Raw genomic sequence first — 21,652 nt, 5'->3', positions numbered from 1 at the left:
AAAAATCTGTAAGACTAATTTCATAACTTTCACTCACCATTTCTGGTTATATAGTTGGCGCAATTATGTCTTATTACGATTTGCCATAGATATAGTCATTTTTCTACTAACAAGGGGTTTTTAAATGCAGCGTATATTGTCGTTATTCATGCTGTCAGCACTATTATTCGCCACGCCATTTGCGTTTGCGACAAAAAATACCACGGTATCACTCGGCTATGCTCAAACCCATATGGGAGCATTAAAAAACTCTGCCAGTAACGACCTTCGGGGATTAAGTGTAAGGCTCCGTTATGAGTCTAGCGCAGTATCTAATGCCAATTGGGGATTATTGGCCTCTTATACAGTAACAACCCGCGATATAACCAACTATCGCTGGGAAGATGGAAAATTACATAAAGAGAATAATGATACCGTAAGATATGGATCCTTTATGATGGGTCCCACTTATCGTGTTAATAATTTTCTGAGCTTATATGGCAATATTGGTGGAGCGGCGATGAAAATAAAACATAAAGAGCGAGCTAGTGAATCAGAAACTTCATTTGCCTATGGTGCAGGTTTTATTATGGAGCCATTTACTAACCTTTCACTCGATTTTTCTTGGGAAGCAAGTAAGTTCGATTTTGCAAATACAAATACTTTTGGCATGGGTATTGGCTATCGTTTTTAAGCCCGATTATCTCGATAAATTGAGTCAACGATGATTATCACAATGATATTACTGGCTATACCCTATAAATAACGAGCTCTTTTATTAACACATTAACAATATATGAGTCTTTCAAATATAGAAAGGACTAGCCTTGTATTTTTTGATTTTCAGGAAAATCATATGAACAAGATCTTTATTTTTATTACCACATTACTATTAACCGCATGCAGTGCCAACTCACTTCACTCAGGTGCACAAATGGTACGTATTACACACAATGAGCCAAATGCATCTTGCCGATATTTAGGTGATGTCACAGGAAGTCAGGGAAACTTCTTCACTGGTGGCTGGACATCAAATAGCAACCTAGAAACAGGCGCCCGCAATGATCTAAAAAATAAAGCATGGAAAATGGGGGGAAATGTGGTTGTATTATTAACTCAACGGGCAGGACAAACGGGAAGCGCTTACCGTGGAAGTGGCTCAAGTCAACAAACCAACGTTACATTAAGTGGTGCTGTATATCACTGTCCACAATAATAGTCGTCTTATGTAGCTTTAGATACATGATCAAACTCATTGATCAGGATTGATAGAGTTGAGTAAATAGATGGAGCGGGCGAAGGGAATCGAACCCTCGTATAGAGCTTGGGAAGCTCTCGTTCTACCATTGAACTACGCCCGCAGTAGATTTTCTGATTATACTCCAGCAAATTTTAACGGCAATCCCCTGCCTATTTAAATGGTTATCAAATAGACAATATAGAGTGTAATCCCTTGAAATTTAGACATAAAAAAGCCATCTTGCGATGGCTTTTTTCATATAGCGTATTTATCGTGATTCGATAATTATTTTCCCGGACGCATCGCTGGGAATAAAATAACATCACGAATAGTATGACTATTGGTAAATAGCATTACCATACGGTCAATACCAATACCTAAACCTGCTGTAGGTGGTAACCCATGCTCTAATGCAGTGATATAGTCATGATCAAAGAACATGGCTTCATCGTCACCCGCTTCTTTTTGACGAACTTGCTCTTCAAAACGCTCCGCTTGATCTTGCGCATCATTAAGCTCAGAGAAACCATTACCGATTTCACGACCACCAATAAAGAACTCAAAGCGATCGGTAATAAATGGATTATCATCATTACGACGAGCCAGTGGTGAAACTTCTGCTGGATATTCAATGATAAAAGTTGGCTGGATCAAATGGCTTTCAGCTACTTCTTCAAAAATTTCACATTGAACACGGCCTAACCCCCAACTCTTTTCAATCTTAATACCAATAGATTGAGCAATAGCAACGGCTTTATCCATATCATCTAGATCAGCCATATTGGTTTCTGGACGATATTTGCAAATAGCTTCTTTCATGGTCAGTTTTTCAAACGGTTTACCGAAATCAAACTCTTCATCACCATATTTGACGATAGTCGAACCTAATACATCTTGAGTTAATGTACGGAATAACTCTTCTGTCAATTCGATAAGATCACGATAATCAGCATAAGCCATATAGAGTTCCATCATTGTGAACTCAGGGTTATGACGTGGTGATACACCTTCATTACGGAAGTTACGGTTGATTTCAAAAACGCGATCAAACCCACCAACAACTAAACGTTTTAAATATAATTCAGGTGCAATACGTAGATACATATCAATATCTAGCGCGTTATGGTGAGTGATAAACGGACGTGCACTTGCTCCACCTGGGATAGTTTGCATCATCGGTGTTTCTACTTCCATAAAGCCTTTATTCACCATAAATTGGCGAATAGCAGACATGATTTTCGAGCGGATCTTAAAAGTATTACGTGAATTTTCATTAGAGATCAGGTCTAAATAACGCTGACGATAACGTGTCTCTTGGTCAGCTAGACCGTGGAATTTATCAGGTAACGGACGTAGTGCTTTAGTCAGTAAACGTAACTCAGTACAATGAATACTCAGTTCGCCTGTTTTGGTTTTAAATACACGGCCACGGCCACCTAAAATATCACCGAGATCCCATTTTTTAAACTGCTCGTTATAAACGCCTTCAGGCAGATCATCACGAGAGACATAAAGCTGGATACGGCCGCCCATGTCTTGCAATGTAGCGAAAGATGCTTTCCCCATAATACGGCGAGTCATCATACGACCTGCAATAGCAACTTCCACATTAGCAGCGTCTAACTCTTCTGCACTCATTGCATCATATTTTTGATGTAATTCGTCAGACATGGCATCTCTGCGGAAATCATTTGGGAATGCGTTACCATTATCACGTAAAGCTGATAATTTTTCGCGGCGAGTTTGCAGTTCGTTATTTAAATCAGGTGCCTGCTCCGCACCTTGTTGCTGTTGCGACATGTTTTTCCTCACAGGCCCGCTTTTAAGCTAGCTTCAATAAATTTATCGAGATCACCATCTAACACTGCTTGTGTATTACGCGTTTCCACACCAGTGCGTAAATCTTTAATTCGTGAATCATCTAGAACATAAGAGCGGATTTGGCTACCCCAGCCAATATCTGACTTATTATCTTCCATCACTTGCTTATCTGCATTTTTCTTTTGCATTTCCAGTTCATACAACTTCGCTTTCATCTGTTTCATTGCCTGATCTTTGTTCTTATGTTGAGAGCGATCATTTTGGCATTGTGTGACAAGCCCTGTAGGAACGTGGGTAATACGTACCGCAGATTCTGTTTTATTAACGTGCTGACCACCAGCGCCTGATGCGCGGTAAACGTCGATACGCAGATCGGCTGGGTTGATTTCAATATCAATATTGTCATCAACTTCAGGGTAAACAAAAGCAGAGCTAAATGAAGTATGGCGACGTCCGCCGGAGTCAAATGGGCTTTTACGCACTAAACGGTGAACCCCGGTTTCTGTACGTAGCCAACCATAGGCATATTCTCCTATGATTTTGATTGTTGCTGATTTTAAACCTGCAACATCACCGTCAGACTCTTCAATAATTTCTGTTTTAAAGCCTCTAGATTCAGCCCAACGTAAGTACATACGCATTAGCATACTTGCCCAATCTTGTGCTTCTGTACCGCCAGAGCCTGCTTGTAAATCAAGATAGCAATCAGCACTGTCATATTCACCAGAGAACATACGACGGAACTCTAATTGCTCAAGCTTTTTGTTTAATCCTTCTAACTCAGCAACTGCTTCGTTAAATGTTTCTTCATCATCGGCTTCAACAGCAAGGTCAAGTAAACCAGAAACATCTTCTAGTCCTTGTTCGAGTTGGTCGATTGTTTCTACAATAGCTTCAAGAGATGAGCGTTCTTTTCCTAACGCCTGCGCCTTTTCAGGCTCATTCCACACGTCAGGTTGCTCTAATTCTGCGTTGACTTCTTCTAAACGCTCTTTCTTGGCATCATAGTCAAAGATACCCCCTGAGGACTTGAGTCCGCTCAGCGACTTCTTCTATTTGGTGTTTTACTGGATTGATTTCAAACATACTTTTTCGTCTTAACGTTGTTTTTAAAAACAATTGGAATAAATTTTGAACCGCATATTGTAACGGATCTCAGCGCGGGTTTATAGCATTTATATACAATTGTCTATCGGATTATTGTGCTCATAACAGCGCGCTACTCAATACAACCATAAAATGACTTATCTATCGCGATTAACAAGGCCAAATATGCTCCACCAGCAGTTGTGCATTGCGCTGTCCTCTAAATTCATTGACGTCTAATCGGTAAGCAAGCTCAACCGTTTTAATACTGTTATCCGGCCATATATTAACATCAACATTAAATGCAATAGCATCAATCATTACATGGCTATTTATCGGTTGAAGCATCATTTTTAAATGTTTGCTTCCCACAATACGTTGCTGTAGTAAGGTGAATTTGCCATCGAAAAGTGGCTCAGGAAAGGCTTGTCCCCAAGGCCCTGCTTCTCTTAACATTTCCGCAATAGGTAAAGATAACTGACTGTCGCTTAACTCGCCGTCTGTTAAAATCACGCCTTGTAATTGTTCAGCAGAAACTAATTCCGCCATAAGTGCCGAAAAGTGACGCTGAAAAAGTGGAAATTTATCTTCTTCCAGTGATAGTCCTGCCGCCATCGCATGGCCACCAAACTTCACCATTAATCCCGGATTTAACGTATTCAAACGTTCTAATGCATCTCGCAAATGTACACCATGAATAGAGCGTCCAGAGCCTTTTAGTAAACCATCACCGCTTGGGGCAAAAGCAATCACTGGGCGATGCAGTTTCTCTTTAATTCGTGAGGCGAGAATGCCAACCACACCTTGATGCCACTGAGGATGATAAATAGCTAATCCATTCGGTAAGTCATCTTGGGTAGTAATAAATTGGCGAAAGATTGTCGACGCTTCTTCTTGCATTCCTGCTTCTATTTCACGACGAGTCTGATTTAATCCATCCAGTTCATTGGCAATTTCACGGGCGACACCAATATCATTAGTTAACAGTAAAGCAACGCCAACAGACATATCATCAAGACGCCCTGCCGCATTAAGTCTTGGCCCTAATGCAAAACCTAAGTCACTGCTGACTAATTGTGACAACGTTTTACGTGAAACTTCCGTCAAGGCTTTGATCCCTGCACAGCAACGTCCTGCACGAATACGGCGTAATCCCTCATAAACAAAAATACGATTATTTTCATCAAGAGGAACCACATCAGCAACCGTGCCTAATGCGACTAAATCAAGGTAATCGGCCATATTGGGGCGAGCTAATCCCTGTGCTGTAAACCAACCTTGTTTTTCTAATTCAGCTCTTAATGCGGTCATTAAATAGAAAGTGACACCGACACCCGCTAATGATTTCGACAAAAAGGCACAATCCGCTAAATTAGGATTGATAATTGCATCAGCTTGAGGAAGGGAGTGACCCGGCAAATGGTGATCAGTAACCAATACACGGATACCATATTCATGAGCAACATCAACACCTTCAAAAGAGGAGATCCCATTATCAACCGTAATAATCAGATCTACGCCTTTCTTTGCCACATCATGAACCACTTGAGGGCTAAGTCCATAACCATCATCAAAACGATTAGGAATATGGTAACTTACTTGCTGAAATCCCATTTGCCGTAACGCTTTAATAGCAAGAGCTGTACTGGTTGCCCCGTCGGCATCAAAATCCCCTACAATAACGATCCGCGATTGCAGCTTTAATGCCTCAACTAATAAAGAGATAGCAACATCAATACCGTTTAAATCTTGATAATGCAATAAGCCCTTTAACGAGCGCTCGAGCTGAGTTTCAGAGGTAATACCTCGATTGGCATAAATTTGCCGTAATAAGGGATCGAGGCTTTCTGGCAATGCTGTTGCTTTCGCCACACGCCGACGTAATGTCGGTTCAATAGTAACCATAAAACGCTATCACTTCTCTTTTTTATTTAATAATTCAAGTAGATTAGTCGCCGATATATATCCGCCATAAATACTCGCATCAGGTAATACAATCGCAGGCGTACCTTGAATGCCCATCATAGTGCCAAGTTTAAAGTGCTCATTGATATTAATTTTTTTACAGTCATCAATCGCAATAATTTTGTCACCTTTAAACGCACTATCGAGTGATTTTTTAGGAAAACCGCTACACCATACGGCATTCATCTGTTGACTGACCACATTATTTTTCACCCCGTTACGAGGAAAAGCCAAATAACGTACCGTGACACCTTGTTTATTTAGCTCTGGTACTTCTTGATGCAATTTTTGGCAATAAGGGCAACTAATATCGGTAAAAACCGTGATCACATATTTTTCATTAGCAGCCTTATAAACAATCATTTCATTTTTCAGTGAATCAATTTTTTTCATGATCACTTGATTAGCGATACTGACAGGCTCCTCACCATTAATATTATAAATCGGCCCTGCTGTAAGGTATTTCCCATCATCAGTAATATAAAAAATGCCTTTATCAGAAAGCACTGCATTTAAACCCACTATCGGTGTCGGTTGAATGCTCTCTGCTTTTATCTGCATTTTTGCCAGTTGCGCTTTAATAGCAGCGTTATCTGCAAACACTGGCATTGACACCATACTGAATAAAATGGGTAACCAGAGTAATTTCTTTTTCATTTGAATTCCTATTTAACACCAGCCATTCGGCGGTTATCCCCTTGGGTGATGTTGCTGATGAAGCACTTTTAAGCGCTCTGTAGCAACATGGGTATAAATCTGTGTTGTAGAGAGGTCACTGTGCCCCAATAACATCTGTACAACACGCAAGTCTGCTCCATGATTTAATAGATGTGTTGCAAAGGCATGCCGCAACACATGGGGTGATAATTTCTCTGAATCAATTCCGGCGATCACCGCGTAATGTTTTATACGATGCCAAAATGTTTGTCGCGTCATTTTTTGGCCTCTTAAGCTTGGAAACACAATATCATCGGTTTTCCCTTGCATAAGGGCTGGTCTACCATATTGCAGATATTGTTCTAACCAGTAAATAGCTTCTTCACCTAAAGGAACTAATCGTTCTTTATCGCCCTTACCTATCACACGTAACACCCCTTGCCGTAAGCTAATATCAGATAAAGACAATCCTACTAGCTCAGAAACCCGTAATCCACAGGCATAAAGAACCTCAAGCATCGCTTTGTCGCGTAATTCTATTGGCTCATCAATACAAGGAGCGCTAAGTAAATTTTCTACTTGCTGTTCACTTAAGTCTTTGGGTAAACGTTTGGGTAATTTAGGTGTAGAAAGCAAAGCGCTGGGATCATCTTGGCGTAATTTCTCACGATAAAGATATTGGAAAAACCGACGTAAGGTACTTAACAGTCGTGCCGCACTGGTTGCTTTATAGCCCTCATCCAAACGAGTGGCAAGAAAAGCGTGTAAATCTAACGTCGTCACCGATAACCAATTGAGTTTTTGTGTGACCAGCCACTGGCTTAACGCCTGCAAATCTAAACGATAAGCGCTGAGTGTATTCGCAGATAACCCTTGCTCTAGCCAAATACTATCGAGAAATTGTTCTATGATAACGTCATTATCTTCTTGGTTATTATCTGTTGTCGTTTGTGTCGATAACTTGGTCTGGGTCACGGGTTTACTCTCTCTTCTTTACGTTGTTACTTGTACATTATGCCTCATAGAAAAAGTTTTCTGGTACAATAGTGACCTTTATTAGCAAAAATATCCTAAAAATCTTTATGAAAATTGGTCTATTTTACGGTTCCAGCACCTGTTATACCGAAATGGCGGCAGAAAAAATTCGTGACATTCTCGGTGAAGAGTTTATTGATCTTCATAATGTTCAAGAGTGCGATATTACTCTGATGCAAGAGTATGACATTCTTATTTTAGGTATTCCAACCTGGGACTTTGGTGAGATCCAAGAAGATTGGCTCGCAATTTGGGAAACGCTACCAACATTAGATCTCAAAGATAAACTCGTTGCTATGTATGGAATGGGTGATCAAATTGATTATGGTGAATGGTTTTTAGATGCATTAGGTATGCTCTACCACCATTTACTGCCAAGTGGTGTTAAATTTATCGGTTTTTGGCCTATTGAAGGGTATGAATTTACCAGTCCTAAACCACTTACTGATGATGGTAAACATTTTGTCGGGCTCGCATTAGATGAGGTGAATCAATTTGAAGAAAGTGATGAACGTTTATCACAGTGGTGTATGCAAATTTTACGAGAAATAGAAGAAAACTTGTAAATCGCAATCAATCTATTGCTTCAGGTTATCTACCGCAAGGTAACACTTTTAACCTTAGTCAATCAGTAAGCATTCTAACGGTTTATATACATACCCAGAATTAAATATCTGGGTATTGCATCAGCAGTTGTGAAAAATTTCGCCACTCATTTTCCGGCATACTATCAAAAGCAACCCATAGCGTAATTTGCTTATTATTTAAGATAGAATCTAACGTTATTTTTGCACCAAATCGGCTGATCCACGGTTGTTTTGCAATCTGCCATTCATGATATTTCCATTGAATACGATTGCCATTAAGCAGCACTAAATCCCCTTTCCTTTTATTGATATTTTTTTGGCTAAAATACCAACCTAATATAAGTAAAAGTAACAAAGGAACCCAGATATAAATAAAGCCAGGTGGCCAAGGATATAACAGCAATGCTATTTCAAAAATAACGTAAACACTAGTTGAAAATAACTGTGTAAACCAAGAAACTGTTAAATGTGATTTCCATAAAGTCACGAGTGATATTAGCTCCTGCTTTAATATCTTATTATTACAACAAGATATCGTCGTCGTTTTTTAATAGCATAACTGATTTTTGTAAAAAAAGGAGAATATAAAAAATAAAATGACGATCCTCTATTTTTTCTTTGAAATGCTACGCAAAATTATTGTCACTAAGATTTAATATTACCTCATTAAAATTTTCTATTCTTCGTTTTTTACTTACTAAAACGCCCTTATTCATTTAATGAATAAGGGCGTGATACTTAGTACTTCAGGCTTTATTTAATGCACTTGGTTTTATATTCTATTTTTATTAGTACTAATACTTATTAACAATTTCAGCCATACGAATTCTATTACGCTCTTGAATTAACTTTACCATGTAATAAAGATCTTCATCATCAGGGCGGCCGTGGTTCATCAACCAATTAAATAAATCAGGATCAGCACATTCAAGTAAACGAACAAAGAGCCTTTTGTCGTCATCAGAGAGTGTGTCGTACTCGTTTTCGAAAAAAGGCATGATAGAAATATCTAGTTCACGCATTCCACGGCGACATGCCCAATTTATTCGTGCTTTATTTTCTATATCGATAGTCATATTCTGCTCTTTAATATGTTCACTTCAAGAAATACCACTATTTCTTCCTGCCTTGATGATAGTCTTATCGCACTCTTTTTAACATCAAAATGATCACAATTTGTCGCTTTCGTCCAATAGCAACGCTTTGAAGCATCAATAAATTGTTATGCACAAAATTCTTTCTGTGCGCTGAAAATAATAATGACTTGCATTGTCTTGTGACTCTTTTACCATAAACAGTGTATCGGATTAACTACATAGCGGGTGATGTCATGACTCAAAATTCTACTCAGACAAAACGCCCTCATGCCGCAATCAATTTACCACTCACCTTGATCTCTTTAGATGATTGGTCATTGATAACTGCAACAGGGGCTGATAGTGAAAAATACTTACAAGGCCAACTAACAGCGGATATTGCCGCATTACCGACTACAGAGCACACTTTAGCCGCTCATTGTGAAGCTAAAGGGAAAATGTGGAGTACATTGCGCATTTTCCATCAACAAGCAGGATTTGCTTATATATTGCGGAAAAATGTTGCTGAAAAACAACTTACTGAGCTTAAAAAATACGCCGTATTTTCAAAAGTGACTTTTACTGAAAATACAGATGCGGTGTTATTAGGACTTGCGGGGCAAGGCGCGGCACAAGCCTTAGCGGAATTCTTCCCTGAGATCCCCCGTAAAGCCAATGAAGTGGTTAATCACCAAAATAGCTACTTACTGCAACTCCCGTTACCTACAGAGCGCTTTTTAATTGTTACAGATGAAGAGACTGCCAAAAAACTAGCCACGACATTGCCCGCAGAAACCAGTGATAGTGACCAGTGGTTAGCCCTTGATATCGAGGCGGGTTATCCCATTATTGATACCCCTAATATCGAACAATTCTTACCACAAGCGACTAACTTACAAGCATTACCATTAAGTATTTGCTTTAAAAAAGGTTGCTATACAGGTCAAGAAATGGTGTCTCGTGCCAAATTCAGAGGCGCAAATAAACGTGCTATGTATCTGTTATCAGGTGGCGCAGCACAATTGCCGGACATTGGCGGTAGCGTTGAGTGGCAATTAGGTGAAGATAAATGGCGCAAAACGGGCACGGTATTAAGTGCGGTTCGTATGGCCGATAACACGATTATCGCCGAAGTGGTGATGAATAATGATATGGATGCTGACAGCGTATTTCGTGTCCAAGGTGATACCACCAGCCGCTTAACGATTAAACCTTTGCCTTACTCTTTAGAAGATGAGTGATAGCACTTCCATATGAACGGATTTTTATGACACAACAAACTAATGGGGCTTTTGGCCCCTTTTCAGATACCATCAATTTTATTATTGAACTCGATAAACTCAAACGCGTTTACCGCAAAAATAATGTATTAGACAATAGCCGTGCTGAAAATACCGCTGAGCATAGTTGGCACTTTGCTGTTGCAGCAATGAGTTTTCAACCTTATGCCGGTGATATTGATATAGGTAGAGCGATCCAGCTAGCTTTAGTGCATGATATTGTCGAAATCGATGCTGGTGATGTGATGGTTTATGATGTTGCCGCTCGTGAAGCGATTAAAGAGCAAGAGCAAAAAGCAGCCAGACGTATTTTTTCGTTGTTACCTGCACCACAAAGTGAATATTTTCTTAATCTCTGGCTTGAATATGATGCAGCACAAACCCCTGAGTCACAATTTGCCAATATTTTAGATCGCGCAATGCCAATGTTAATGAATCTACATAACGAAGGGCAAAGCTGGGTTGAAAATAATATCCGTTTAGAACAAGTGATTGCACGAAATCTATTTATCGAAAAACAGTGGCCAGAATTTTGGCAATACCTCTATCCTCAATTACTAGAGGCACAGAAAAAAGGCTGGTTAAAATAATTTTTTGCTGTTCATTTGATGCTGACCAAAAAAATACCGAAGGTAGATTTTGAATTTACCCTCGGTATTTTATTTAGTAATAGCGCTAAATTAACCTTTATTCATAATCACTTATTGGCGCACAAGAACAATGCAAATGACGATCACCATAAACATCATCAAGGCGTTTTACTGCCGGCCAATATTTATTGCGTTTCGTTGCTTCACTTGGGAATACCGCACATTCACGGCTATAGCTATGTGACCATTCTTGCACTAATTCATACTGTGTATGTGGTGCATTCACTAGCGGATTATCATCAATCGGCCATACCCCGTCATCGACTTGTGCAATTTCAGCACGAATCGAGAGTAACGCATCAATAAAACGGTCAATTTCAACTTTGCTTTCAGATTCTGTTGGCTCAATCATTAATGTCCCCGCAACAGGGAATGACATGGTTGGCGCATGGAAGCCGTAATCAATTAGACGCTTCGCCACATCCATTTCACTGATACCATAGTTAGCTTTGAGTGGACGAATATCAATAATACATTCATGGGCAACATAACCTTCCGCCCCAGAATAGAGGATGTCATAGTCATCTTTTAAGCGTTGAGCAATATAGTTAGCATTTAAAATCGCTACTTGGCTCGCTTGTTTAAGCCCTTCTGAGCCCATCATACGGATGTACATCCAGCTAATAGGTAATATTGAGGCACTACCAAATTGTGCTGCTGACACGGCTCCTTGAGTCGTAACACCGTCCATTTCCACGACACTATGTCCAGGTACAAATGGCGCTAAATGTGCTTTTACGCCAATAGGTCCCATACCTGGGCCACCACCGCCATGGGGGATACAGAAAGTTTTATGTAAGTTTAAGTGTGATACATCAGAGCCGATAAAGCCTGGCGTCGTGATCCCCACTTGCGCATTCATATTGGCGCCATCAAGATAAACCTGTCCGCCATATTGATGAATGATCTCACAAACTTCACGTATACCCTCTTCATAAACACCGTGAGTTGAAGGATAAGTCACCATCACACAAGAAAGCTCAGCTTGGTGCTTCTCTGCTTTCGCTTTTAAGTCTGCAATGTCGATATTACCATTTTCATCACACCCCACAACAACCACCGTCATACCCGCCATATGGGCTGATGCAGGGTTTGTACCATGGGCTGAGCTTGGAATTAAACAGATATGGCGATTTCCTTCTCCTCGGCTTTGATGGTAACGACGAATAGCTAACAATCCAGCATACTCCCCTTGCGCCCCTGAGTTAGGTTGCATACACATCGCATCATAACCCGTTATGGCAGCCAACCAATTAGATAGCTGCTCAATCATTATCTGGTAGCCTTGCGCTTGATAAGGTGGGCAGAATGGGTGCATTTCGGTAAATTCAGGCCATGTGATCGGCAGCATTTCAGCCGCAGCATTAAGCTTCATAGTACATGAGCCTAACGGGATCATTGCTTGGTTAAGCGCTAAATCTTTATTTTCTAAACGATGCATATAGCGCATCATTTCAGTTTCACTGTGATAAAGATGGAAGTTTTCATGGGTTAACACCGCATCTTTACGCAACATTGCCGTTGGAATTGAGGTCGATGAAGAAGCTACCAGTGCATCTAATGTATCAATGTCATCAGAGAAAGCTTTACCACTGATAATCTCAATCAATCTGACAACATCTTCGCGAGTCGTCACTTCACTTAAAGTGACACCTACTGCGCCAACAATATCGGTTCGTAAATTAATTTCAGCATCTTTAGCACGTTGTAATACACCCGCTTTATCCGCTGTTTCAACGGTTAAAGTATCAAACCATGTCTGATGGCGTAATGTCATGCCATTTTGAATTAAACCCGCGGCTAAAATATCCGTTAAGCGATGAATACGCTGAGCAATATTTTTTAGACCTTCAGGCCCATGATATACCGCATACATGGCAGCAATATTGGCCAGTAATACCTGTGAAGTACAAATATTCGAGTTAGCTTTTTCACGGCGAATATGCTGTTCACGAGTTTGCATTGCCATACGTAACGCTCTGTTACCTGCAGCATCACGCGAGACACCGATAATACGTCCTGGCATGGCTCGTTTATATTCATCTCGACAGGCAAAGAAAGCAGCATGTGGACCACCATATCCCATTGGCACCCCAAAGCGTTGGGCTGAGCCTAATACAATATCCGCTCCTTGTTGCCCTGGAGCCGTTAATAACACCAGTGCCATTAGATCAGCCGCTACACTGGTAATAATTTTTCGCGTTTTTAGTTCACTAATGAGCTGACTATAATCATGAATTTCACCGGTTGTGCCGACTTGCTGTAATAGCACACCAAAGACACCTTCTAGCTCTAACACTTTTTCAGCTTTATCGACAATCACTTCAAAACCAAAGGTGTTAGCTCGGGTTTTTACTACGTCTAGTGTTTGGGGATGAATATCATCAGCGACAAAAAAACGCTCCGCATTTTTTAGTTTACTAACACGTTTTGCCATTGCCATAGCTTCAGCGGCAGCAGTGGCTTCATCTAATAGCGAAGCAGAGGCTAAATCCATGCCAGTATAATCAATGGTTACTTGTTGAAAGTTAAGTAATGATTCAAGACGCCCTTGAGAAACTTCTGGCTGATAAGGAGTATAAGCAGTATACCAACCTGGATTTTCTAGCAAATTACGTAAAATAACAGGAGGCAATACAGAAGGCGCATATCCCATACCGATATAAGAGGTAAAACGTTTATTTTTACGGGCTATCGCTTTTAGTTCTGCTAATGCTTCTTGTTCAGTAGCCCCCCCTCCGACATTAGGCGGCGTTGCTAATTGGATATTATCGGGAACAATCTTTTGTGTTAATTCATTTAATGAGGAGATGCCAACAACATCAAGCATCTCTTTAATCTGTTCTGGCGATGAGCCAATATGGCGACGAATAAATTCATCACGATATTCTAATTGAGTTAAAGTTTGTGTCATTGCGGGTAATTCCTGAATTCACAATAAATGGATAAGCTGTTTTTACTGATTTGAAAATAGGCTGATAAATAAAAACGCCTCGACTTTTTAATGACGAGGCGTTTATTTTTACTCTTCGTTTTCAACTAACTCTTGGTAGCCAGCCGCATCAAGGAGATCGTTTAATTCGCTTTCATCTTTTGCTTTTATGCGAAATAACCATCCATCCCCATAAGGATCACTATTAACCAGCTCTGGTGAACCATCCAACTCCTCATTTACTGCAATAATTTCGCCAGATAATGGGGCATAAATATCTGATGCAGCTTTTACTGATTCAGCCACAGCACAATCATCCCCAAGATCAACTTCACTGCCTACATCAGGAAGATCAACAAACACCATATCACCTAACAACTCTTGAGCATGTTCAGTGATGCCGATAGTGTATTCGCCATTGCCTTCAGAACGGATCCACTCATGAGATTGCGCATATTTTAATTCACTAGGTATTTGACTCATTGACCGTACTCTCCATTTAAAATAATAATGCTTTATACCAATGCTTTACCTGAACGAACAAAACCAGGTTTTACCACCTCTACCGGTATTTCACGATTACGCAATAAAACAATTGCGCTATCTTTAATACCTGCGGGTACTCTGGCTAATGCAATACTAAAGCCCAATGTCGGTGAAAATGTGCCACTAGTAATAACGCCTTCTCTTAATTCACCTAAATCATCGGTAAAGTGCACGGCACTACCTGCACGTAACACCCCTTTTTCTCGCATCACCAGACCAACCAGTTTATCTGTGCCTGTTGCGCGTAATTTTTCTAATGCTTCTCTACCAATAAATTGACGATCTTCGGGTAACCAGGCAATCGTCCATCCCATATTAGCCTCAAGAGGATTAATAGTTTCATCCATCTCTTGACCATAAAGATCCATACCCGCTTCTAAACGTAAAGTGTCTCGAGCACCTAACCCTGCGGGCTTAACCCCCACTGCTAATAACTTTTGCCAATAATCAACGGCTTGCTCTTTTGGCATGGCGATTTCATAACCTGCTTCACCGGTATAACCTGTCGTCGCGACGAAGAGATCATCAAGTTGTACGCCATAGAAAGGCTTCATCGCTGCCACTATTTGGCGATGCGATTCACTTAATAAACGCTGTACTTTTTCTTGTGCGTGAGGGCCTTGTACTGCAATTAATGCTAAATCATCACGTACTTGAATATCGACGACATAATCTTTGGCATGCTCAGTGATCCACGCTAAATCTTTTTCGCGGGTTGCGGAGTTAACCACCAGACGATAGAAAGTCTCATCAAAGTAGTAAACAATCAGATCGTCAATCACACCACCAGACGCATTTAGCATACCAGTATAAAGTGCTTTGCCTTTTTCGGTGAGTTTAGCGACATCATTCGCTAATAGATAACGTAGAAAGTCTTTAACTTGCGGGCCATGTAAATCAACAATCGTCATGTGAGATACATCAAACATACCTGCATCTTGACGCACATTATGGTGTTCATCAATTTGAGAGCCATAATGCAGTGGCATCATCCAACCATGAAAATCAACCATACGAGCACCACAGGCGACGTGCTCATCATATAACGGAGTCTGTTTTGCCATTCTTCCCTCTTTCTATTTTTAGTTTAGATGATCCAGAGAACGCAATTTGTTAAATATAAAATTAAACTTGATTAAAAATCAGCGTGTTAATTACAAGCTTAAGTTTATTTTTAAACATTATTTTAACAAATGTGAGCAATTAACGTACAACGCAAACGATACCTTTACTTTGAACTTATCACTAAGAGAAAAAATAAACCATAAGTTAAAATAGGGTATTACCTCTACCAATCATAATGTAGAGAAATAAGTATGCAGAATGAATGATTGTAATTATGCGTATCAGCCCTCATTTTTAGTGAATAATGACTAAAAAAAGGGGAGCAATACAAAGAATAGACTGAAAAAATAGCTATTTTTAGTGTTATTTTTCCAGTCTGTTATAAAGAAAAGTAATGTGAAATGGCTGTTGAATTAGATTTTTTCAGCTGAAACAGAATTTTTATGCTTTAGCCATTCTGGTAAATCAGAAAGTCCCATCGCCTGTTCAAGTAACTTTGGTTTTACTCCTGGTAAACTATCTGCTAACGAAAGACCGATATCACGCACCCACTTTTTAATAGGGTTATTACCTTCAAATAATTCGCGGAACCCTTGCATAGTCGCTAACATGACCGCAGCGGCATGTTTACGGCGGCGCTCAAAACGTCTTAAATAGAGATACTCACCAAAATCTTTACCTTCTGCTTTTAAACGACGGATTTCACCAATTAATTCAGCAACATCCATAAAGCCAAGGTTAACCCCTTGTCCAGCTAAAGGGTGGATGGTATGCGCGGCATCACCTAATAGCGCTAACCGTGGAGCGGCAAATTGACGTGCATAGCGACCCGTTAATGGAATTGTCATACGTTCACTGACTAATTCACACTGGCCTAAGCACATATCAAAAGTAACACCTAGCGTACGTTCAAATCGCGTTTTATCTGCACTCTTATAATCTTCAGCCAATGAGCTAGGTAGCGACCACACAATAGAACAAGTATGAGGATCTGCAAGAGGTAAAAAGGCTAAAATCCCCTCACCATGAAACACTTGGCGCGCCACATTATCGTGGGGCTGTTCTGTGCGTATGGTTGCGACTAAAGCGTGATGTTCATAATCCCAAAAAGTCAGTGGAATATCAGCATTTTTACGCAACCAAGAATTCGCACCATCGGCGCCAACAACCAGCCTAGCGGTTAACATTTCGCCGTCATTTAAACTGATAAAGGCTTCATTTTCTCCCCACACAATGCGTTCAATTTGAGCAGGGGAATAACAGGTAATATCACTATGACTGGTGACCTTTTGCCACAGCACTTCACGAATAAGATGATTTTCAATAATAGTGCCAAGATGAGATAACCCTTCTTGTTGCGCTGAAAACGCAATACGTCCAAAACTATCTTGATCCCATACTTCCATACCTTGATAAGGAGCTGTACGTAATGCCGTTAAGTTTTCCCATACCCCCAATTTCTTGAGTAATAACTCACTGGCAGTATTAATCGCAGATACCCGTAATGCAAAATCATCTTGCGGATGGAAATGCGTGGTTACTGGGTGATTTTCTATTATCGCTATACGTAATCCACAGCCATGTAATCCGCAGGCTAATGCAAGCCCGACCATTCCACCACCAGCAATAACAACATCAAATGATTTCATAATAAAAGTATCCTAAAAAGCAATTATGCTCAGTTTGTCCAACCTAATGTTTGGTGTGCTAATTTGTTACGAAGTGCAGGCACTAATTCCATCGTCATTAAGCCTAGATTACGGGAGATAATTAACGGCATACAACGATTCGCAAACACTTTCACTAAGCCATCAGTGATCGTGATAGTACTTTCTCTATCCTGTTCGCGAAGCTGTTGATATTGTGATAATACGCGATAACTGCCGATATCAAGACCTGATTGTATGGCCGAGGTTAATGTATTGGCTAATGTCATTACATCGCGTAAACCAAGATTAAAACCTTGCCCTGCAATAGGGTGCAAGGTTTGAGATGCATTACCTATCAATGCTAAACGATGGCTGATCATTTGCTGTGCTTTTTGCAAAACTAATGGATAGCAATGACGCTGCCCTACTTGTTCAATCTTACCCAAACGCCAGCCAAAATCCCGTTGTAACTGTGCAATGGTTGTTTGATCATCCCATTGTGAAACTTGTTCTAATTTTTCAATAGGATGGCACCACACCAATGAACTACGCCCTTCACTCATGGGTAACATTGCTAATGGACCAAATTGTGTAAATCGCTCAAATGCACAACCTTTGGGATCAATCTCTGTTTTTACATTGGCGATCACCGCAACTTGATGATAAGGCGTTTTCTGCCATTGAATATGACATTGATGACCAATGGGTGAATGTGTACCATCTGCGGCAACCAGTAAATCACCGCTAAGTTGCGTACCATCATCAAGTGTCACTTCAACGTTATCGAGATGGCGCTGAACATGCTCCACTTTAGCGGGACAATATAGCGTAATATTGGGTTGTTTTTTCAACTGTGCAAACAGTTGACGCCCCGCATCATGTAATTCAATAACATAACCGAGAGCGTCAATATCGTAGTCCTGCGCATTTATGTTCACAAAACCGCAATGGCCTCTATCAGAAACATGAACGTGATTAATAGGTGTCACAAAGGGTTTTAAGACCGACCATAATCCGATTTGTGCTAATCGCTTTGCTGTGCCATGCGCTAAAGCGATCGCTCTAGCATCGAATCCGGGATGCCCATTATCTGGCTCTCGCGCTTCAATAAGCGAAATGGAAATATTACCCTTATTTAATGCAGAAAGTGCTAGTGCTAACGTTGCACCCGCCATTCCGCCACCCACAATAATCACATTCATGCTGATTTTAGCCTTAAATTTTTCCTGCCATCAGAGCTTCAATTTCATCAGGATCTTTAACAACCATAGCCGTTAAATTTTCATTACCTGTTTCAGTAATAACAATGTCATCTTCAATGCGAATACCAATACCACGATACTCTTGTGGTACATCTGCATCTGGCGCAATGTAAAGTCCTGGTTCAATAGTCAACACCATACCCGGCTCTAAGATACGATCACGATCGGTGCCATAGTGTCCAACATCATGAACATCAAGACCTAACCAGTGACTTAAGCTATGCATAAAGAAGCGCTGATAGGCTTTTGTCTCAATGAGGTGTTCGATATCACCGTGCATAATGCCGAGCTTAACTAAGCCTTCCACCATGATATACACGACATGTTTAGTGACTTCTTTGATGCTTGTACCCGGTTTATACAATTCGAGGGATACATTGAGTGATTTTAAAACAATTTCGTAAATTTCACGTTGTTGACGGCTAAATTTACCATTAACAGGGAAAGTTCGCGTAATATCACCCGCATAACCTTCATATTCACAGCCTGCATCAATAAGGACTAAATCCCCATCACGCATTTTAGTTTCATTTTCAGTATAATGTAAGATACAACCGTTCTCACCACTACCGACAATACTGTTATAGGAAGGGAAACGCGCACCATGAGAGATAAACTCATGTTCAATTTCCCCTTGTAATTGATACTCATACATACCTGGCTGACATTTTTGCATTGCACGAGTATGGGCTAACGCAGAAATTTTTCCGGCTTTGCGCAGTAATTCAATTTCAGCATCAGATTTAAATAACCGCAGTTCGTGCACTATTGGGCGCCAATCAATAAGCGTTTGTGGCGCTTTTAAATTACGGCGAGAGCCTTTTCTTAAGGTATCCAGAGCATTAAAGACGATTTCATCGGCAAACGCATATTCACCTTGGGCATGATAAACAATATCCAATCCATTGAGTAATTGATAAAGTTGCTCACCTACATCTTCGTAAGGTAGCGCTTTATCAACACCTAATTTTTCAGGGGCAGCTTCTTGCCCAAGACGACGACCAAACCAGATTTCCGCGGTTAAATCTCTAACCCGATTAAACAGTACGCTATGATTATGTGTTTCATCACTTTTAATCAACACAAGGATAGCTTCTGGCTCACTAAATCCGGTGAGATACAAGAAGTCACTATGTTGGCGATAGGGATATTCACTATCAGCATTGCGTTGTGCTTCTGGCGCAGCAAAAAAGATAGCTGCACTTGCTGGTTTCATCTGAGCTAATAATGCCTGACGACGGGATAAAAATTCTTGCTTATTCATACCCACTCCTATCCTTTATTGATCTTTTGGTTATCTAATTAATAAGGCAATTATTAATGTAATGTCCGTTGTTCATCTTGTTTATCATTTTCTGTTGTTGTCTCTTTTGAGGCGACAAAAGTGATATAGCACAGCTGAACAGAGACTTTGACATATTCTGTAACTTCTTCGAGTGCATCTTCAAGCTCTTGTTGATTTTCATCTTCTTCATAGCCTAATGCACCAATATTACGCAAATCAGTGATAACTTCCGTCAACTCTTTATGCTCAGATAACTTAGGTTGTGCAACACCTAATCCTAATAGAAAATGATTAACCCACCCTGCAAGGGCATCAGCTCGAGGAAAAACAGATTCTGTATCGTCAGGTAACAGCATAGAAAAATTAAATACGCTGTCATCAAGTTGCTCATGAGTGACGTGATAAAGTGATTCAAGGGGTTCTGATAACGATTTAGGGAACGCTAAGCCCTCATTAGTCAGTTCATGTAACAAAGTTTTCCAACTATTGTCATGTACTGCTCCACAAATAAACCCAGTAATTAGGCCATGCATCTCTGCGGCAGTTAAAGGCACGGCATGTTGTTGTAATAATGAATCAATTGCTGAGTAATCTGGTAATGTGTTTTGTATTGACATAAGAATAAACGTCGCATTTAGGGGAATAGTTCAAGATATGCTACCATCAATAGAACGCACTGTACCAGTTAAGCTATGTTAAACATTGGAATTTTTGCAGTAATAGCGTTTAATACTGCCTTATAACCGTATACACTACTAAACACGTAGCACAGATTTTATGTCAGGAAGGAATCATGTCCGCACAACCCGTTGATCTTCAAATTTTTGGGCGCTCATTACGTGTCAATTGCCCACCAGAACAAAAAGATGCTTTACTGGCTTCTGCTGCTGAACTTGAACAACGATTACAAGATCTCAAAGAACGCAGTGGTGTTTCCAATACTGAGCACTTAATTTTTATCGTGGCATTAAATATGAGTCATGAGTTGGCAGAAGAAAAGTTAAAAACGAGAGACTATGCCTACAATATGGAAGAGAAAATAAAAATGCTACAACAATCTATTGAACAAGCTTTACACGATCAAGGCAAGCACCATGATCGCACTTTTTCAACATCAAAGTAGATTTGTTCAGAAAGCATGCGCACACCACGAAATTAACAGATAATAGGTTGCTTTCTACAATTAAAATAATACAATAGTTCATAGATAAGGTGCTTAACAGCACCCACCTAATTTCTCTGAGATGTTCGTCAGTGGGTAAGTCCCCTGAGCCGATATTTCAAAAAAAATAGAATGTGGTGATCTATTACTTGTGAGCATACCTGATTCGTTCAGGCAGCCTAATGGTGATAGCACTATGTTCACCTTGAACCACGGGTTCAAGGGTTACAGCCTACAACGGCATCTTGGAGACCCCAATTCAAGTTCTAAACACTGAGTACTGATTAAGTATTTAATGTTTAGAGCTTTTTTTATTTCTTTTGTCTCTATCTTTCTTGGCTTTTCTCTTTTTTACCTCTAAAGTGTAATAAATTC

General features: G+C 40.2%; 20 protein-coding genes, 1 tRNA gene and 1 other RNA gene. 7 read left to right on the top strand and 15 right to left on the bottom strand.

The genetic code is table 11. The features are described from left to right. Window positions 1-124 precede the first annotated feature (124 nt). Both AACV00_RS14415 and AACV00_RS14410 read left to right on the top strand, forming a co-directional pair. Window positions 125-673, top strand: a complete 549-nt coding sequence (locus tag AACV00_RS14415; RefSeq protein WP_017827172.1) for an Ail/Lom family outer membrane beta-barrel protein — start codon at window positions 125-127, stop codon at window positions 671-673. A 162-nt stretch (window positions 674-835) separates the two neighbouring features. Then, window positions 836-1,195, top strand: coding sequence for a DUF4156 domain-containing protein (locus AACV00_RS14410; RefSeq protein ID WP_017827173.1), 360 nt, complete (start codon window positions 836-838; stop codon window positions 1,193-1,195). Window positions 1,196-1,266: 71 nt separating this feature from the next. Here AACV00_RS14410 and AACV00_RS14405 read toward each other — a convergent pair. The 6 genes from AACV00_RS14405 to xerD form a co-directional block, all read right to left on the bottom strand. Continuing rightward, window positions 1,267-1,340: transfer RNA gene (locus AACV00_RS14405), tRNA-Gly, on the bottom strand. 164 nt (window positions 1,341-1,504) lie between these two features. Continuing rightward, a complete protein-coding gene (gene lysS, locus AACV00_RS14400; RefSeq protein WP_004244024.1) occupies window positions 1,505-3,019 on the bottom strand; it encodes a lysine--tRNA ligase in 1,515 nt (504 codons plus the stop codon). 8 nt (window positions 3,020-3,027) lie between these two features. Beyond that, window positions 3,028-4,126 (bottom strand): peptide chain release factor 2 gene (gene prfB / locus AACV00_RS14395; RefSeq protein ID WP_096043105.1). Its coding sequence is split into 2 segments (ribosomal slippage): window positions 3,028-4,050 and window positions 4,052-4,126, totalling 1,098 coding nucleotides; the frame shifts between segments, so codons are not numbered across the junction. Window positions 4,127-4,297: 171 nt separating this feature from the next. Then, the gene (gene recJ / locus AACV00_RS14390; protein ID WP_004244029.1) at window positions 4,298-6,031 is read right to left on the bottom strand and encodes a single-stranded-DNA-specific exonuclease RecJ; all 1,734 of its coding nucleotides are present in this window, start codon (window positions 6,029-6,031) and stop codon (window positions 4,298-4,300) included. 9 nt (window positions 6,032-6,040) lie between these two features. Beyond that, window positions 6,041-6,748: a bifunctional protein-disulfide isomerase/oxidoreductase DsbC gene (dsbC, locus tag AACV00_RS14385; RefSeq protein WP_004244030.1), complete on the bottom strand. Its 708-nt coding sequence runs from the start codon at window positions 6,746-6,748 to the stop codon at window positions 6,041-6,043. Window positions 6,749-6,781: 33 nt separating this feature from the next. Further along, window positions 6,782-7,723, bottom strand: a complete 942-nt coding sequence (xerD, locus tag AACV00_RS14380; RefSeq protein WP_004244032.1) for a site-specific tyrosine recombinase XerD — start codon at window positions 7,721-7,723, stop codon at window positions 6,782-6,784. 107 nt (window positions 7,724-7,830) lie between these two features. On the opposite strand from xerD, the gene fldB reads away from it, so the two are divergent. Further along, complete coding sequence (gene fldB, locus AACV00_RS14375; protein ID WP_004244033.1) at window positions 7,831-8,349, top strand: flavodoxin FldB; 519 nt, start codon at window positions 7,831-7,833, stop codon at window positions 8,347-8,349. Between the two features lie 100 nt (window positions 8,350-8,449). On the opposite strand, the gene AACV00_RS14370 is transcribed toward fldB, so the two are convergent. Then, window positions 8,450-8,857: a protein YgfX gene (locus AACV00_RS14370; protein WP_004244035.1), complete on the bottom strand. Its 408-nt coding sequence runs from the start codon at window positions 8,855-8,857 to the stop codon at window positions 8,450-8,452. 307 nt (window positions 8,858-9,164) lie between these two features. Next, the gene (sdhE, locus tag AACV00_RS14365; protein WP_026090407.1) at window positions 9,165-9,440 is read right to left on the bottom strand and encodes an FAD assembly factor SdhE; all 276 of its coding nucleotides are present in this window, start codon (window positions 9,438-9,440) and stop codon (window positions 9,165-9,167) included. Window positions 9,441-9,700: 260 nt separating this feature from the next. Here sdhE and ygfZ point away from each other — a divergent pair, with 260 nt between their 5' ends. Then, entirely contained in the window at window positions 9,701-10,687 is a 987-nt protein-coding gene (gene ygfZ / locus AACV00_RS14360; RefSeq protein WP_004248524.1) for a tRNA-modifying protein YgfZ, read from the top strand. A gap of 26 nt (window positions 10,688-10,713) precedes the next feature. Then, window positions 10,714-11,316: an HD domain-containing protein gene (locus tag AACV00_RS14355; RefSeq protein WP_004248526.1), complete on the top strand. Its 603-nt coding sequence runs from the start codon at window positions 10,714-10,716 to the stop codon at window positions 11,314-11,316. A gap of 97 nt (window positions 11,317-11,413) precedes the next feature. Here the strand turns inward: AACV00_RS14355 and gcvP are convergent, their stop codons facing one another. The 7 genes from gcvP to AACV00_RS14320 all read right to left on the bottom strand — a co-directional run bounded on the left by gcvP (window position 11,414) and on the right by AACV00_RS14320 (window position 20,732). Next, window positions 11,414-14,290, bottom strand: coding sequence for an aminomethyl-transferring glycine dehydrogenase (gcvP, locus tag AACV00_RS14350; RefSeq protein WP_004248527.1), 2,877 nt, complete (start codon window positions 14,288-14,290; stop codon window positions 11,414-11,416). A 108-nt stretch (window positions 14,291-14,398) separates the two neighbouring features. Further along, window positions 14,399-14,791: a glycine cleavage system protein GcvH gene (gene gcvH / locus AACV00_RS14345; RefSeq protein WP_004248528.1), complete on the bottom strand. Its 393-nt coding sequence runs from the start codon at window positions 14,789-14,791 to the stop codon at window positions 14,399-14,401. A 32-nt stretch (window positions 14,792-14,823) separates the two neighbouring features. Beyond that, window positions 14,824-15,918 (bottom strand): glycine cleavage system aminomethyltransferase GcvT, encoded by a 1,095-nt coding sequence (gene gcvT / locus AACV00_RS14340; RefSeq protein WP_004244043.1) that lies wholly within the window; start codon window positions 15,916-15,918, stop codon window positions 14,824-14,826. Between the two features lie 414 nt (window positions 15,919-16,332). Beyond that, window positions 16,333-17,568 (bottom strand): FAD-dependent 2-octaprenylphenol hydroxylase, encoded by a 1,236-nt coding sequence (gene ubiI / locus AACV00_RS14335; RefSeq protein WP_004248529.1) that lies wholly within the window; start codon window positions 17,566-17,568, stop codon window positions 16,333-16,335. Between the two features lie 29 nt (window positions 17,569-17,597). Further along, entirely contained in the window at window positions 17,598-18,770 is a 1,173-nt protein-coding gene (ubiH, locus tag AACV00_RS14330; RefSeq protein ID WP_004244045.1) for a 2-octaprenyl-6-methoxyphenyl hydroxylase, read from the bottom strand. Between the two features lie 13 nt (window positions 18,771-18,783). Further along, complete coding sequence (pepP, locus tag AACV00_RS14325) at window positions 18,784-20,094, bottom strand: Xaa-Pro aminopeptidase (RefSeq protein WP_004244046.1); 1,311 nt, start codon at window positions 20,092-20,094, stop codon at window positions 18,784-18,786. A 53-nt stretch (window positions 20,095-20,147) separates the two neighbouring features. After that, on the bottom strand, window positions 20,148-20,732 hold the full coding sequence (locus tag AACV00_RS14320) for a YecA/YgfB family protein (RefSeq protein ID WP_004248530.1): 585 nt from the start codon (window positions 20,730-20,732) through the stop codon (window positions 20,148-20,150). A gap of 176 nt (window positions 20,733-20,908) precedes the next feature. Here AACV00_RS14320 and zapA point away from each other — a divergent pair, with 176 nt between their 5' ends. Next, window positions 20,909-21,238 carry a cell division protein ZapA gene (gene zapA, locus AACV00_RS14315; protein WP_004244048.1) on the top strand — a complete coding sequence of 110 codons (330 nt, stop codon included), beginning with the start codon at window positions 20,909-20,911 and terminating at the stop codon, window positions 21,236-21,238. Between the two features lie 110 nt (window positions 21,239-21,348). Continuing rightward, a non-coding RNA gene (gene ssrS / locus AACV00_RS14310) (6S RNA) lies at window positions 21,349-21,533 on the top strand. Window positions 21,534-21,652 lie beyond the last annotated feature (119 nt).

The sequence above is a fragment of the Proteus sp. G3927 genome (assembly GCF_963894685.1).
In the GTDB taxonomy this organism is placed as follows: Bacteria; Pseudomonadota; Gammaproteobacteria; order Enterobacterales; family Enterobacteriaceae; genus Proteus; species Proteus mirabilis.
The sequence above is the reverse complement of the archived record's forward strand: the minus strand, read 5'-3'. Positions and strand labels throughout refer to the sequence as shown.

Excerpts from the sequence above, each read along its gene's own strand:
- AACV00_RS14410 (WP_017827173.1), top strand. The coding sequence starts at position 836 with ATGAACAAGATCTTTATTTTTATTACCACATTACTATTAACCGCATGC.
- fldB (WP_004244033.1), top strand. The coding sequence starts at position 7,831 with ATGAAAATTGGTCTATTTTACGGTTCCAGCACCTGTTATACCGAAATG.
- zapA (WP_004244048.1), top strand. The coding sequence starts at position 20,909 with ATGTCCGCACAACCCGTTGATCTTCAAATTTTTGGGCGCTCATTACGT.
- recJ (WP_004244029.1), bottom strand. The coding sequence starts at position 6,031 with ATGGTTACTATTGAACCGACATTACGTCGGCGTGTGGCGAAAGCAACA.
- ygfZ (WP_004248524.1), top strand. The coding sequence starts at position 9,701 with ATGACTCAAAATTCTACTCAGACAAAACGCCCTCATGCCGCAATCAAT.
- lysS (WP_004244024.1), bottom strand. The coding sequence starts at position 3,019 with ATGTCGCAACAGCAACAAGGTGCGGAGCAGGCACCTGATTTAAATAAC.
- AACV00_RS14355 (WP_004248526.1), top strand. The coding sequence starts at position 10,714 with ATGACACAACAAACTAATGGGGCTTTTGGCCCCTTTTCAGATACCATC.
- gcvH (WP_004248528.1), bottom strand. The coding sequence starts at position 14,791 with ATGAGTCAAATACCTAGTGAATTAAAATATGCGCAATCTCATGAGTGG.
- pepP (WP_004244046.1), bottom strand. The coding sequence starts at position 20,094 with ATGAATAAGCAAGAATTTTTATCCCGTCGTCAGGCATTATTAGCTCAG.
- ubiI (WP_004248529.1), bottom strand. The coding sequence starts at position 17,568 with ATGAAATCATTTGATGTTGTTATTGCTGGTGGTGGAATGGTCGGGCTT.
- gcvP (WP_004248527.1), bottom strand. The coding sequence starts at position 14,290 with ATGACACAAACTTTAACTCAATTAGAATATCGTGATGAATTTATTCGT.
- AACV00_RS14320 (WP_004248530.1), bottom strand. The coding sequence starts at position 20,732 with ATGTCAATACAAAACACATTACCAGATTACTCAGCAATTGATTCATTA.
- gcvT (WP_004244043.1), bottom strand. The coding sequence starts at position 15,918 with ATGGCAAAACAGACTCCGTTATATGATGAGCACGTCGCCTGTGGTGCT.
- AACV00_RS14415 (WP_017827172.1), top strand. The coding sequence starts at position 125 with ATGCAGCGTATATTGTCGTTATTCATGCTGTCAGCACTATTATTCGCC.
- ubiH (WP_004244045.1), bottom strand. The coding sequence starts at position 18,770 with ATGAATGTGATTATTGTGGGTGGCGGAATGGCGGGTGCAACGTTAGCA.
- dsbC (WP_004244030.1), bottom strand. The coding sequence starts at position 6,748 with ATGAAAAAGAAATTACTCTGGTTACCCATTTTATTCAGTATGGTGTCA.